General features: G+C 59.0%; 7 protein-coding genes. 4 read left to right on the forward strand and 3 right to left on the reverse strand.

Annotated features, from left to right (window positions below):
• The first annotated feature begins 116 nt into the window (after window positions 1-116).
• From Q0M74_RS03805 to Q0M74_RS03820, 4 genes are all read left to right on the forward strand, one after another.
• A complete protein-coding gene (locus Q0M74_RS03805; RefSeq protein ID WP_293951718.1) occupies window positions 117-1,199 on the forward strand; it encodes a leucine-rich repeat domain-containing protein in 1,083 nt (360 codons plus the stop codon).
• 368 nt (window positions 1,200-1,567) lie between these two features.
• Complete coding sequence (locus Q0M74_RS03810; RefSeq protein WP_293951719.1) at window positions 1,568-3,424, forward strand: FadD32-like long-chain-fatty-acid--AMP ligase; 1,857 nt, start codon at window positions 1,568-1,570, stop codon at window positions 3,422-3,424.
• A gap of 393 nt (window positions 3,425-3,817) precedes the next feature.
• Window positions 3,818-8,704 carry a type I polyketide synthase gene (locus Q0M74_RS03815; protein ID WP_293951720.1) on the forward strand — a complete coding sequence of 1,629 codons (4,887 nt, stop codon included), beginning with the start codon at window positions 3,818-3,820 and terminating at the stop codon, window positions 8,702-8,704.
• 17 nt (window positions 8,705-8,721) lie between these two features.
• Window positions 8,722-10,275 (forward strand): acyl-CoA carboxylase subunit beta, encoded by a 1,554-nt coding sequence (locus Q0M74_RS03820; RefSeq protein ID WP_293951721.1) that lies wholly within the window; start codon window positions 8,722-8,724, stop codon window positions 10,273-10,275.
• Between the two features lie 217 nt (window positions 10,276-10,492).
• On the opposite strand, the gene Q0M74_RS03825 is transcribed toward Q0M74_RS03820, so the two are convergent.
• The 3 genes from Q0M74_RS03825 to Q0M74_RS03835 are packed head-to-tail and all read right to left on the reverse strand — an operon-like array spanning window position 10,493 to window position 14,328.
• Window positions 10,493-10,858, reverse strand: coding sequence for a DUF3054 domain-containing protein (locus tag Q0M74_RS03825; protein ID WP_293951722.1), 366 nt, complete (start codon window positions 10,856-10,858; stop codon window positions 10,493-10,495).
• Window positions 10,855-12,000, reverse strand: a complete 1,146-nt coding sequence (locus Q0M74_RS03830; RefSeq protein WP_293951735.1) for a YbhN family protein — start codon at window positions 11,998-12,000, stop codon at window positions 10,855-10,857. Before Q0M74_RS03830 ends, Q0M74_RS03825 begins: the two co-directional genes overlap by 4 nt.
• Before the next feature lie 15 nt (window positions 12,001-12,015).
• Window positions 12,016-14,328 carry an MMPL family transporter gene (locus Q0M74_RS03835; protein ID WP_293951723.1) on the reverse strand — a complete coding sequence of 771 codons (2,313 nt, stop codon included), beginning with the start codon at window positions 14,326-14,328 and terminating at the stop codon, window positions 12,016-12,018.
• Window positions 14,329-14,335 lie beyond the last annotated feature (7 nt).

Raw genomic sequence — 14,335 nt, forward strand, 5'->3', positions numbered from 1 at the left:
CTGTGCCGACTACGACTGTGCCGACTACGACTGTGCCGACTACGACTGTGCCGACCAGCATAATGCCGGATCCGGGCCTGCCGGATGTGGTCCCGCGAGGGGCGTTCAGGGCGTATTTGAATGAAGAGCAGTTTGATCGTGGGAATGATCCTGATCATGTAATTTCTGCGACTGAAATGCAGGATGTGACTGATGTTCTCTACTCAAGTGATTGGTGGGAAGGGGAGTCACCCTCGAATTTGGAGGGACTGCAGTATGCAACCAACCTTCGAACTCTTGCGGCTTATGAAATCGAGCGTCTCCCAGATCTATCAGAACTTCCGAACTTGGAGTGGGTCCACCTTGAAGTTAGTGATGGCTGGGAGGGGTTTCCCACACCTGTGGGAGTATTCCCCAGGCTGCAGACTCTGGAGATAGGAGGGGAAGCACTTCGTCAGTTGCCTGATGAGCTTTTTGCGGGAGGGGCTCTCTCTATCCTTGAGATTTTTGATGCCATGAACTTTAAAATGATTCCAAGTTCTCTGACTATTAACGAAAGCCTTGTTACTCTGCATCTGGATGAAACCGGGATTGAAGTACTGCCAGATTTCATCGGTGATATCAGCAGTCTGGAACTTCTCTTCCTGGTGGACAACCCTCATCTGGGGGCCCTGCCAGATGTCTTCGATGGTTTGCCCAATCTGAGGTCACTCCTGCTGTGGAACAATGATTCATTGGTGGCTCTTCCACCGTCTATCGGTGAGGCTACGGCTCTAACCGCAATTGAGATTTATGGGGCTAGCTTTGAAACCGTGCCGGAATCCATTGGAAATCTTCAGTATCTACAGGAATTTCTCATCAGTTCACCAGTTCTCACTCCGCTACCAGCAAGCATTAATGGCCTCCGTAGTCTCTGGCTGTTAGACATAACCGGGCCGGAAAGTTTCAGCCTGCCTGCGGCCCTTTCAGGCATGCATAGTCTGGAAGATCTCTATCTGCGAGATACAGGTCTGACCAGCGTCCCAGAGGGAATAAGTACACTTCCTGCACTAGAGAACCTGGATGTGGCAAGAAACAAGTTGACGGTGCTGCCAGAGTTCCTTGTTGAGATGGCAGCCAGGGAGGTCGGCGCTTTGAAACACATCAATGCTTTTGATAATCCCCTGGATTTCACTGATCCGGTGGTTATCACGCTATCGGAGTCGATCCTGCACTTTTGACCTTGTCTTTACCTCTCTCGCATTCATCCTCAAAAGTGCAAGGTTTGTACCTCTTATTTTCCAGAGTTAATGCGCTCTTTCCATAGCCCGGTGAGTTTGTGCACTGGGCTACAGGATTTTTAACGAGCAGATCATGTGTGTTCAGAGGTGCTTTTTTCTAAGGGCCTGAGTCGTGGATATCGGCTCGGGTCACGTGGGTGGGTTCTGAAAGTTGGGGCCAACCCCTGTTGCTCGACTAATGTTATTTCCAAAAGTAATGAAATAGTGTCCCCGGGCGATGGGCAAGGTAACCGTCATTCTGTCTCCATGAGAATGTGAGGCGCCCGGGGTGACCGCAGTGAACAGTTAGTGACAAGTTAAGGGACATTATGGATCTGGATAAAGCGATCGGCTCATTCTTCGACGAGGATGGGGAACTGAACCTTCCGCCGTTCATGACACTCGCGGCCATGGCTGAGTTCATGTACCAGGCAGACATCGCTGAGGGTGGCGGTGACAAGGTCCGCATGCGTTTCTGGGATTACACAGAGTCCCGTGAGGGCAAGCCTGTTGATTACACCCGTGATGAGATCAACACCCGTATCAAGGCTGTTGCGGGTCGCCTGCAGCAGGTTGCCACCATCGGTGACCGTGCCGCCATCCTGGCCAACAACAGCCCGGAGTACATCTTCAGCTTCCTGGGTGCCATTTATGCAGGTCTTGTTCCTGTTCCTCTCTACGATCCGACCGAGCCGGGCCACGCTGATCACCTGACCGCCGTGTTTGCCGACTGTGAGCCAGTGGTTGTTCTCACCAACTCCCACTCCGCCGGTGCCGTGCGCAAGCACTTCGCGGGACTTCCTGCTGCGGAGCGTCCCCGCATCCTTTCGGTGGACTCCCTGCCGGATTCCCTCGCGGATTCTTATGAGAACCCGATGATGTCCGAGGCCGGTAAGCGACTGTCCGCCATGCGCCAGGTCGCGCCGATCGACCTCACCGCATTCCTGCAGTACACCTCGGGTTCCACCCGCACCCCGGCTGGTGTGGTGCTGACCAACCGTTCCATCCTCACCAACGTGCTGCAGATCTTCTCCGCAGTGAAGATCCAGACCCCGCTGCGTCTGGTGTCCTGGCTGCCACTGCACCACGACATGGGTATCATCCTGGCAGCGTTTGTCACCATGCTTGGCCTGAACAATGAGTTCATGAGCCCACGTGACTTCGTTCAGCAGCCTTCCCGCTGGATCAAGCAGCTCAACCGCCGTGAAGGCGACAACAATGTCTACACCGTTGTCCCGAACTTCGCTCTCGAGATGGCTGCCCGCTACGCCAAGCCGGAAGAGGGTGAAGAGCTGGATCTTTCCGCTCTGGACGCCGTGATCATCGGTTCCGAGCCGGTCACCGAGAAGGCACTGACCACCTTCCGTGAGGCCTTCGAGCCTTATGGCCTGCCGGTTCAGACCCTGCGTCCTTCCTACGGACTGGCCGAGGCATCACTGCTGGTCACCACGCCGCAGACCGAGAACCGCCCATTGATCTCCTACTTTGACCGTGAGGCACTTGCGGAGAACCGTGTTGAGCTGGTGGAGAAGGGCAATGAAAATGCCGTGGCGTTCATCTCCAACGGTCAGGTTGTCACCCCGCAGCACCTGGTCATCGTTGATGCCGAGACGACCACTGAGCTGGAGGATGGTCAGATCGGTGAGATCTGGACCCATGGTGAGAACACCGCCGCCGGTTATCTGGACCGTGAAGAGGACACCGCAGACACCTTCCGTAACCGTCTGAAGAACCCACTGGCAGAAAATTCCCGCTCAGCAGGTGCCGCTGATGACAACTACTGGATGGCTACTGGTGACCTCGGCGTGATCGTGGACAACGAGCTCTACATCACCGGTCGTCTCAAGGACCTGATCGTTGTTGCGGGCCGTAACCACTACCCGCAGGACATCGAGTACACCGTCCAGCAGGCATCCGCACATATCCGGGCAGATTCCGTCGCAGCCTTTGCCGTACCGGGTGAGGACGTCGAAAAACTCATCATCCTGGCTGAGCGTGACCAGACCGCCAACGAGTCTGATGACGCAGCAGCCATCGAAGCCATCCGCTCTGAGGTGGGCAACGCACACGGTGTCGTTCCTGAGGATATCCGCATCCTCGCAGCTGATGAGATTGCACGTTCCTCCTCCGGCAAGATCGCACGCCGCGTGAACCAGCGCAACTACATCACTGAGAACAAGCAGTAACAGCGTGAAGCCCCCTGCCAGGTCTCTTCCAGTGGCCAGGGGGTATGCGAGAGCTGTGGACACCTTGCCCCTGGTGGGCCGGGGGCTGACATAACAGGTCAGCTGTCGGAATTCCCATCGGGGGCTTTGCTCTTGCTAAGCTTAGAACTTTGTTAAATTCGGGCCGGAAACATTCCCATGAACCCTAGATGAAACATTTATGGTTGAGGGAACGATATACGTCTGGATAACCGTTTTCGCTGCTTGTCTGCGCCTCAAAACATCCCAGGTGGATGGAATCAGGTGACAGTCCGGCAACATTGGGGGCAGGCAGTTTAAAAATGTCCTGCAACCATGGAAAATGGAAGAATATTTATTAAGAATCAATCGATGTGAAAGGCTGAGGCCATCCATATGGAACAGAGCCAATCGTCGGATCAGAAGATGACCGCTGAACAGGTCCGCACCTGGCTTCGAGACTGGGTTGTCCGCACCACGGGACTTCCAGCGGAAGACGTGACGGATGACAAGGCGATGGAGACCTTCGGTCTCTCATCCCGTGATGTTGTCGTGCTCTCCGGCGAATTGGAAAACCTCCTGGATGTGACCCTGGATGCCACCATCGCCTATGAGTACCCGACCATCCGTGGACTGGCTCAGCGTCTCATCGATGGGGAACCGGAACGCTCCAACGTCAAGCGTGAGCTGAACTTCACCGCGCTTGATTCCGCCCCGGGCAACCATGACATCGCTGTCGTGGGCATGGCAGCCCGTTTCCCTGGTGCAGAAAACATCGAGGAGATGTGGAAGCTGCTCGTTGAGGGCCGTGATGGTATCGGTGAGCTCCCGATCGGCCGTTGGTCTGAGTACGCCGGTGATGAGATCATGGCCCGCAAGATGGAGGAATATTCCACTGTGGGCGGATACCTGCAGGACATCGCCAGCTTCGATGCTGAGTTCTTCGGACTGTCCCCACTTGAAGCCGCCAACATGGATCCGCAGCAGCGCATCCTGCTGGAGCTGACCTGGGAAGCGCTGGAAAGCGCCCGCATCGCACCGAACTCACTGCGTGGTGAGCAGGTCGGTGTGTTCATCGGTTCTTCCAATAATGACTACGGCATGATGATCGCCGCGGACCCAGCAGAGGCACACCCTTATGCCCTGACCGGTACCTCGAGCGCGATCGTGGCCAACCGCATCAACTACGCCTTTGATTTCCGTGGACCATCCATGAACGTGGATACCGCGTGTTCCTCTTCCCTGGTGGCCACCCACCAGGCTGTGCGGGCACTACGCTCCGGCGAGGCTGACCACGCCATCGCCGGTGGTGTGAACATCCTGGCCTCACCGTTTGTCACCACCGCCTTCGCAGAACTCGGCGTGATCAGCCCCACCGGCAAGATTCATGCCTTCTCTGATGATGCTGATGGTTTCGTCCGCTCTGACGGAGCTGGTGTTGTCGTGCTCAAGCGTGTCAGCGATGCTCTTGCCCATGGCGATGAGATTCTGGCCGTGATCAAGGGCTCCGCGGTCAACTCCGATGGACACTCCAACGGACTGACCGCTCCGAACCCGGAAGCACAGATTGACGTGCTGCAGCGCGCCTATATGGACGCCCACGTTGATCCGACCACCGTTGACTATGTAGAGGCTCACGGAACTGGCACCATCCTCGGTGATCCGATTGAGGCAACCGCACTGGGTGCGGTGCTGGGCCAGGGACGCGATGCTGCGGCCCCGACCCTGCTGGGTTCCGCCAAGAGCAACTTCGGCCACACTGAATCTGCTGCGGGTATCGCCGGCATCATCAAGGTGGTGCTGGCCATGCAGAACAAGACCCTGCCACCATCGGTGAACTATGCAGGTCCGAACCGTTATATCGACTTCGATGCTGAGCGTCTGGAAGTTGTGGAAGATCCCCGCGAGTGGCCTGAATACAACGGCCGCGCAGTAGCTGGTGTCTCCGGTTTCGGCTTCGGTGGCACCAACGCCCACGTGGTTCTCTCTGAGTTCAACCCAGCGGACTATGAGGCACGTGAAGCACAGGAAGCTCAGCTTGCTGACCCTGTGGTCGTGCTCCCAGTTTCTGGTCATCTGCCATCCAGGCGTCGACAGGCAGCAGCTGATCTGGCTGACTTCCTCGAGGGGCGCACCGACAAGGATCTCACCCCGGTCGCCCGTGCACTGGCACGCCGTAACCACGGCCGTTCCCGCGCTGTTGTGCTCGCCAGCACCATCGAAGAGGCCGTCAAGCGACTACGTCAGGTTGCTGAGGGCAAGGTCAGCGTGGGTATCTCCGCCGTTGACTCCCCAGCAACCACCGGCCCTGTCTTCGTCTACTCCGGTTTCGGTTCCCAGCACCGCAAGATGATCAAGGATCTCTGCTCGCTGTCCCCGCAGTTCCGTGAGCGCATCGAGGAACTCGATGAGATGGTCAAGTTCGAATCCGGTTGGTCCATCATGGACATCGTCCTGGACGATGAACAGACCTATGACACCGAGACCGCCCAGGTGGCCATCACCGCCATCCAGATCGCACTGACTGATCTGCTGGCCAGTTTCGGCATCCGTCCGGCTGCCGTGATGGGCATGTCCATGGGTGAGATCGCCGCGGCCTACGCCGCCGGTGGTCTGAGTGCTGAAGACACCATGCTGATCGCCAGCCACCGCTCCCGCCTCATGGGTGAGGGAGAGAAGTCCCTGCCTGAGGACCAGCTGGGTGCCATGGCCGTGGTGGAACTGTCCACCGAAGACCTGGAGAAGTTCAACACCGAACACCCTGAGCTGGCTGATATTGAGCCTGCTGTGTTCGCAGGACCTGGCATGACCACCGTCGGCGGCGCCCGCCCGGCCGTGATCAAGCTGGTTGAGATCCTCGAGGAGCAGGGCAAGTTCGCACGCCTGCTCAATGTCAAGGGCGCCGGCCACACCAGCGCCGTCGAACCGCTATTGGGTGAGCTCGCAGGCGAGATCGCCGGCATTGAGCCACAGCCACTGAGCATCCCACTGTTCAGCTCCGTTGATCAGGGCGTCACCTACCCTGTGGGCAGCCGCGTGCATGACGCAGATTACATGCTGCGCTGCACCCGCAACTCCGTGTTCTTCCAGGATGCTACCGAAGCCGCCTTTGCTTCCGGCCACAACACCTTGGTGGAGATCTCCCCGAACCCGGTGGCACTCATGGGCATGATGAACACCGCGTTTACCGTGGGCAAGCCTGATGCGCAGCTGCTGTTCACCCTCAAGCGCAAGGTCTCTGAGGCTGAGTCACTGCGTGACCTCATGGCCAAGATGTACGTCAATGGTGTGGCTGTTGATTTCGGTCAGCTCTACGGCGATGGTGAGATCCTTGATCCACCACACATCACCTGGAAACACCAGCGTTTCTGGACCTCTGCACGTCCAAGCAGCGGTGCCACCCATGATCTGCCGGGCACACGAGTGACCCTGCCGAACAATAATGTTGCCTTCAGCACCGTTGCTGAGCTGGCACCATCGGCGATCGCCATCATGGAAACCGCCGCCGACGCTGTTCTCCCCGGTGCCTCCCTGGTGGCCGTGGATGAGCGCGACATGCTGCCTCCGAGCGGGGAGATCACCACCGTGGTCGCCCGCAACCTGGGAGGTCTGAGCCTGTCTGTGTACAAGGTCATCGGCGGCAACACCACGCTGGTTGCTGAAGGTTTCGCCGCAGCCCCCGGCTTCGGTGTGACCACCGACCCCATCGAGTCTGAGATTCCGGAACCACCGGCACAGCTGTCTGACCTGCCACTCGACTTTGAGGCGGTCCGTTGGGACCCTGCCACGGAGACGGTGGAGGAGCGCATGCGTGCCATCGTGTCCGAAGCCATGGGTTATGACGTGGATGACCTGCCACGCGAGCTTCCGCTGATTGATCTCGGCCTGGACTCGCTGATGGGCATGCGCATCAAGAACCGCATTGAAAATGACTTCCAGATCCCACCGCTGCAGGTGCAGGTGCTCCGCGACGCCTCCGTGGCTGATGCGGTGCTACTGGTTGAGGAGCAGGTGGCGGGCCGTTCCGCCGAGGTGCTGAGCGACGCCCCCATCGGCGCTGTGACCACCGCTGATCTCGGCGACACCGGTGAGAAGGTTCCGACCGAGATCTCCGAGGCACCGGCGGCGCTGGCTGATCCGGCGGGTGCAGAAGGCGTTGCTGCTGGCACCACCGGTGAAGGCGCTGGCGATTCCGGTGTCGGTGTCGCCCCACGTGATGCCTCCGAGCGCATGGTGTTCGGCACCTGGGCGGGACTCACGGGAGCAGCCGCAGCCGGTATCACCAGCAAGCTGCCTGAGATCGATGTGGATACCGCAGCCAAGGTTGCTGAGCGTCTCACCGAGCGCTCCGGTATCGAGATCACCACCGAACAGGTGCTGGCCGCAGAAACCCTGGAGCCGCTGTCCGACATGGTCCGCGAAGGTCTGGAGACCGAGGTCGAGGGCAATATCCGTGTGCTGCGTGCCCGTGAGGAAGGCTCCACCAAGCCGGCGGTCTTCATGTTCCACCCAGCAGGTGGCTCCTCAGTGGTCTACCAGCCACTGATGCGTCGTCTGCCCGCAGATGTTCCTGTCTACGGTGTGGAACGCCTGGAAGGTGCCCTGGAGGACCGCTGTGCGGAGTACGTCGATGACGTGATCAAGTACTCCGATGGTCTGCCTGTTGTTCTCGGCGGTTGGAGCTTCGGTGGCGCACTCGCCTTCGAGGTCGCCCACAAGCTGAAGGACACCGACGTGGAGGTCGCCAGCATCGCCCTGCTGGACACCGTCCAGCCGTCCAACCCGGTGCCGGACACCCCTGAGGAGACCCGTGCCCGTTGGGAGCGCTACGCAGCCTTCGCCAAGAAGACTTACGGTCTGGAGTTCGAGGTTCCCTATGAGTTCCTGGAGACCGCCGGTGAAGACGGCCTGCTGGCCATGATGGGTGAATTCCTGGCCACCACCGACGCTTCCGAGCATGGACTGTCCGCAGGTGTTCTCGAGCACCAGCGCGCATCCTTTGTGGATAACCGCATCCTGGACAAGCTGGACTTCGCCCGGTGGGCTGATGTGACTGCACCAGTGCTGTTATTCCGTGCGGAACGCATGCATGATGGTGCCATTGAGTTGGAACCCAATTATGCCCAGATTGACCCAGATGGCGGATGGTCAGTTATCGTTGAAGATCTAGATATTATCCAGCTCAACGGTGACCACCTGGCTATCGTCGATGAGCCGGAGATTGCTAAGGTCGGCGCTCACATGAGCCGCCGGATTGAAGAGATTTCCCGGAAGAAGAACTGACGGAGAGCTGACGGAAGTTGAGTATTACCACTACTGCAGAGAAGCTTGCGGACCTGCGTGACCGCCTGGAGAAGGCTAAGGATCCGGGAAGCGAACGCGCCCGCAAGAAACGCGACGAGGAAGGTCGTTCGACCCCTCGCCAGCGCATCACCACGCTTCTTGATACCGGTTCCTTCGTGGAGATCGGCGCACTTGGTCGTACTCCCGATGAGCCTGACGCACCGTATTCCGATGGTGTTGTCACCGGATACGGTCGCATCGAGGGTCGTCCCGTGGCTGTCTACGCCCATGACAAGACCGTCTATGGCGGTTCCGTGGGACAGACCTTCGGCCGCAAGGTCAGCGAGGTCATGGACATGGCCATCCGCATCGGTTGCCCGGTGATCGGTATCCAGGACTCCGGCGGCGCCCGCATCCAGGATGCCGTCACCTCCCTGGCCATGTACTCAGAGATTGCCCGCAGACAGCTTCCACTGTCCGGACGCAGCCCGCAGATCTCCATCATGCTGGGCAAATCCGCCGGTGGCGCTGTGTATGCACCGGTAACCACTGACTTCGTCATCGCCGTTGAAGGTGAGACGGAGATGTATGTGACCGGCCCCGCCGTGATCAAGGAGGTCACCGGCGAGGTCATCAGTTCCGCTGACCTGGGTGGTGCCGCCCAGCAGATGCAGAACGGCAACATCTCCTATATCGCCCCCTCCGAGGAGGAGGCGTTCAACATGGTCAAAGACCTGTTGGACTACCTGCCTTTGACCTGTGAGGATCCAGCACCGGTGTACCAGGCACCACCTGATGAGACCATCGCTTTTGATGAGTCCCTCAACACCTTCATGCCTGATGACACCAACCAGGGTTATGACATGCATGACCTGTTGGCCAAGCTCTTTGATGATGCCGACCTCCTGGAGATTCAGGCGGAGTACGCCCCGAACCTCATCACCGCCTTCGCACGTGTCGACGGCAAGAGCGTCGGTGTGGTGGCCAACCAGCCGATTGAGAAGGCAGGCTGCATCGATGCTGATGCTGCTGACAAGGGTGCACGTTTCATCCGCATCTGCGACGCCTACAACATCCCGGTGATCTTCATCGTGGACACCCCGGGTTACCTACCCGGTGTGGAACAGGAACGCGCCGGCCTCATCCACCGTGGTGCCAAGCTGGCATTCGCGGTGGTGGAGGCGACCGTCCCCAAGGTCACCCTCATCGTCCGCAAGGCCTATGGCGGTGCCTATGCCGTGATGGGTTCCAAGAACCTCACCGGTGACCTCAACTTCGCCTGGCCGACTGCTCAGATCGCCGTCATGGGTGCCGCAGCTGCCGTGGTGATGATCCAGGGCAAGCAGCTGGAGGCCATCGAGGATCCAGCACAGCGTGGCTACATGAAGAAGGTCTTCATGGACTTCTACGATGAGAACATGACCAGCCCTTATGTAGCCGCTGAGCGTGGCTATATCGACGCCATGATCGAACCGGCAGAAACCCGTCTCATCCTCCGACAGGCACTGCGCCAGCTGGAGACCAAGGCAGAGCAGGATCTACCGAAGAAGCACACCATTCTGCCTATGTAACGTCATATTAATAGAAACGTATAGGTGTAATAGTGTAAATTCGATGTTTTCAACCACTAGGAGAAAACTATGACTATTCTTGCGATTCTATCCGGAATTGACGTCCTGAGTGCTTCGCTTGCCTATGCTCAGGGTTTCCTGAGCTTCTAGGCACGCACCTAGAAAAACCACGGCCCCCTCTCTGCAACAAGCGGGGAGGGGGCCGTGGTTTTTATTGTTATTTGGTGATCACGCGGTACAGGGCCCGCCAGCCGAGCACCAGGATGGCGGAGGCTGTGGTGGCCACGATCATGAAGGACCAGTGCGGTACCTCGCCATTATTGAAGCCCCAGACCGTCAGACCCACGACCACCGCGATGACCCAGACGGACAGACCTGCAGGCCGGATGGAGTCTGCGGGAGCCTTCGTGGGCAGCACCACGATGAGATAGGCGATGAAGACACCGGCCAGGAAAGGCAGCATGGTGTAGAGCCAGCCATTGAAGTTCAGGGGCATGTCATCACTTTGGTGAGCGATGCGTGCGAACAGCGCGAAGAGTGAGATGGAAATGGCGTCTAGGAGCAGGGCTAACCAGCGGTTCACTTCTGATACCTCTCAGGGGCTGATTCGGTCGCGGTACCGGGGGCTGGCCGTTCCGCTGTGGATGAGTGCCCTCCCATGCTATCTGGTTTGGTCCCATCAATTTCCATGGCATTGCGGGCTTTGAGGCCGCGGGGGGTGAAATAGATAAAATAGATGCCCCATCCGATCAGGGCCATCAGGAGAAATGAGATCAACCGGTAGATGATGACAGCGCCTGCCGCATCCACGGCGGTCATACCGGTGGCCACCAGAGCGGTGATATAGGCAGCTTCCACAGGGCCGATGCCTCCCGGGGTGGCCTGGATGGAACCGACGATCTTGGCGGTGGTGTACGCCAGGATCACACCGGCCAGGGTGGTGGTGTCGGGTGCGGCTTCCAGCCAGGGGAGTTCGCCGGTGACAGCCCAGATGCAGAGCCAGAGAGACATGGCGTCGAAAAGTCGGTTGAGCAGTGACCACCCGGCGGCCATGCCGAATTTAGGGGCGGTGAGGGTCACGGTGCGGAGCTGACCGATATGTTCCATGAGCTTGTCGACGCCCCGCTGCTCCGGTTTACGCAGCAGGTGGTTGACCCGCGGCAGGAGGTCCCGTGCCCAGGACTCCATGGTGTCAGGATTATTCGCAGCCCAATACACCAGGCCCGACAGGCCGACCATGAGCAGGAAACTCAGCAGGAGGGACCACAGGCTCAGTGCTGCGCCCATGAAGAAGATTGCCGAGATCCCCAGGGCCACCAGCCACATGGTGGACAGGGCACTGGAAAGCACGAAGAACCAGGAGCACAGGATCACACTGGCACCCCAGCTGCGCTGAACATGGAAGGTCAACACGGCAGACAGCGCCGGGCCACCGGGGAAGGTGGCAGACCAGGAATTTGAGGCAAAGGTCAGTGCCGCTGTGGCGGCCCGTGCCGGGTTGAGCCCACCAGCCCGCAACAGGATGCGCATGACCTCTGCCATGGCCAGCATGGACAACACCAACGCCAGGAAGGTCAGTCCCACACCGAGCAGGCTGGCGTTGCGGATCTCCTGGATACCCTTGCTCAGGAAATCCAGGTGTTCACGGAGGAAAAAGAGGATGGCCCCCAGGATCAATAAGGACAGAGCCCAGCGAACCCAGGGGTTGGTGAAGAATCCTCGCAGCGTCACACCCACCGCCTAGTCGAGGTCTTTGAGCGGACGGTTTTCCAGACGGGCCTTCAACTCCACGAAGGACACCAGATCACGGTTATCGGAAGTGCTCATGCCACCGCGGGAAGCGGCGGTTTCGCCAGCCGGGATGGCCTCATGGACGGTGACCTCCTCATCCTCACCGAGTGGGCGAGTGGCAGGCACCGGCTCTGGAACATCAGAACCATGACCCATCACCGTATAGGCCTTCTTCACAAAACCGGGTGCCCACCAGTTATCCTCACGCAGCAGGTGCATGACAGCTGGCACCAGGAGCATGCGGATGATGGTGGCATCCAGGATGAGGGCGGCGATCATGCCGAAGGCGATGTACTTCATCATCACGATCTCAGAGAAACCGAAGGCCCCACAGACCACGATCATGATTAATGCCGCAGCGGTGATGATGGAGCCGGTGTGGGCGGTTCCATAACGGATCGCATCATCAGTGGACTGGCCCTTGTCGCGGGCCTCCACCATGCGCGATACCAGGAACACCTCATAGTCCGTGGACAGGCCGTAGATGATGGCCATGATCAGCACCAGCACCGGACTCATCAACGGGCCGGGGGAGAAGTTCAACAGATCGGCACCGGCACCACCTACGAACATCCACGTGAGGATGCCGAGTGTGGCGCCCATCCCTAAGATGGTCATGATGATGGCCTTGGCCGGCAGGATCAGAGATCCGAAGACCAGAGCCATGAGGATGAAGGTGGCCACCACGATGTAGATGGCCATCCAGGGGAGCTTCTCAAAGAGAGCTTCAATGGACTCGATCTCCATGGCCGGGGTGCCGCCGATGAAGACCTCCACGCCGCCTGGCACGTTGATGTCACGGAGCTGGTTGACCACAGACTCATTGAGTTCGCGATCGGTGATGCCGGCGGACAGCACGGTGGTGCCATCGATGGTGGCGCCGGCACTGAAGCGATCAGTCAGGCCTTCCACCTCATTAGCCTGGACATAGATGTCAATCAGCTGGTTGTTATCTGCCCCGGTGACCACGAGTTTGACAGGTTCAGTGCGGAAAGCCGAGAAGGAATCATCAAAGTCCTCCTGCGCCACGCGGGTGTCATTGACCGGTGGCAGGTAGGTCTCGTTGATGCCACCGAATTTCACACCGGCCAAGGGCACGGTCAGTGCAATCAGCAGCAGCACGATGCCGGCGGTGACCAGCTTGGCGTGTTTCATGGCCCAGGACGGCACCTTGAACCAGAGGGTGTCCTCCAGACGCCGTGCTGTGCGTGAGGTGCGGCGCAGGCTCCACTTGTCAATGTTCTTGCCCAGCAGTCCGAACAGCGAGGGCAGGACTGTCACCGACATCAGGGCAGCGAGGCCGACCGCGGAGATGGCACCGAAGGCCACGGACTTGAGGAAAGCCTGGGGGAAGACGAAGAGACCGGACAGTGCCACAGCGACCATCGCCGCGGAGAACACCACGGTCTTACCCGCGGTGGCGGTGGTGGTGGCCACCGCCTGCGCAATGGGTGAGCCCTTGTCCAACTCCTCACGGAAACGTGAAACCATGAACAGGCCATAATCGATGGCCAGACCCAGACCCAGCAGGGTGACCACGGACTGGGCGAAGACATTGACCTGGGTGACATTGGCCAGGATCGACAGGATGCCCAGCGAACCCATGATGGAGAGCAGACCGACGATCAGGGGCATGCCTGCAGCGACCACAGAACCGAAGACAAAGAGCAGCAGGATGGCAACAGCAGGCAGTGCGTAGACCTCGGCGCGCTTGATGTCACCGGCCATGCCGTCGTCAAGTGCATCCGCGACGGCGGTGGCACCCGCGACCTGAGTGGTGACGCCACCGGGCAGGGACTCCGGGATCAGCTGATCTTCAATGGCGCGGAAGTCCTTGAGGGTCTGCTCACCATCACCCTTGAGGCCAAGTGCTGCGAAGGCCTGGGAGCCATCATCGCTGATCAGCGAGGGATTACGGGTGTCAAAATAACTGTTGACATGGCTGACCTGCTCAGCGTGGTCGGTCTCCAGACCGCTCAAGTGAGCGGAGACAGCAGAAAACACCTCGGGGTCATCAAAGAATGTCCCCTCAGGTGCGGTGAACAGGAGAACCACATCGCCGTTGTTGTCACGGCCGAAGGTCTCCAGCTCAATCTGGGCTGCGGCAGTCGAGGAGGAACCGGGATCATCCCAGCCCTCCTGGCTCATCCGATCGCCCAGCTTGCTGCCGAAACCGAAGTAGAGAGCCAGAATGGCGACGACGATGATCAGTGGAACAATACGCCTGTGCTGGTAGGCGAAGTGGCCCCATCTCGAGAACACGGGTGGT

This window comes from uncultured Corynebacterium sp., assembly GCF_945649885.1.
In the GTDB taxonomy this organism is placed as follows: domain Bacteria; phylum Actinomycetota; class Actinomycetes; order Mycobacteriales; family Mycobacteriaceae; genus Corynebacterium.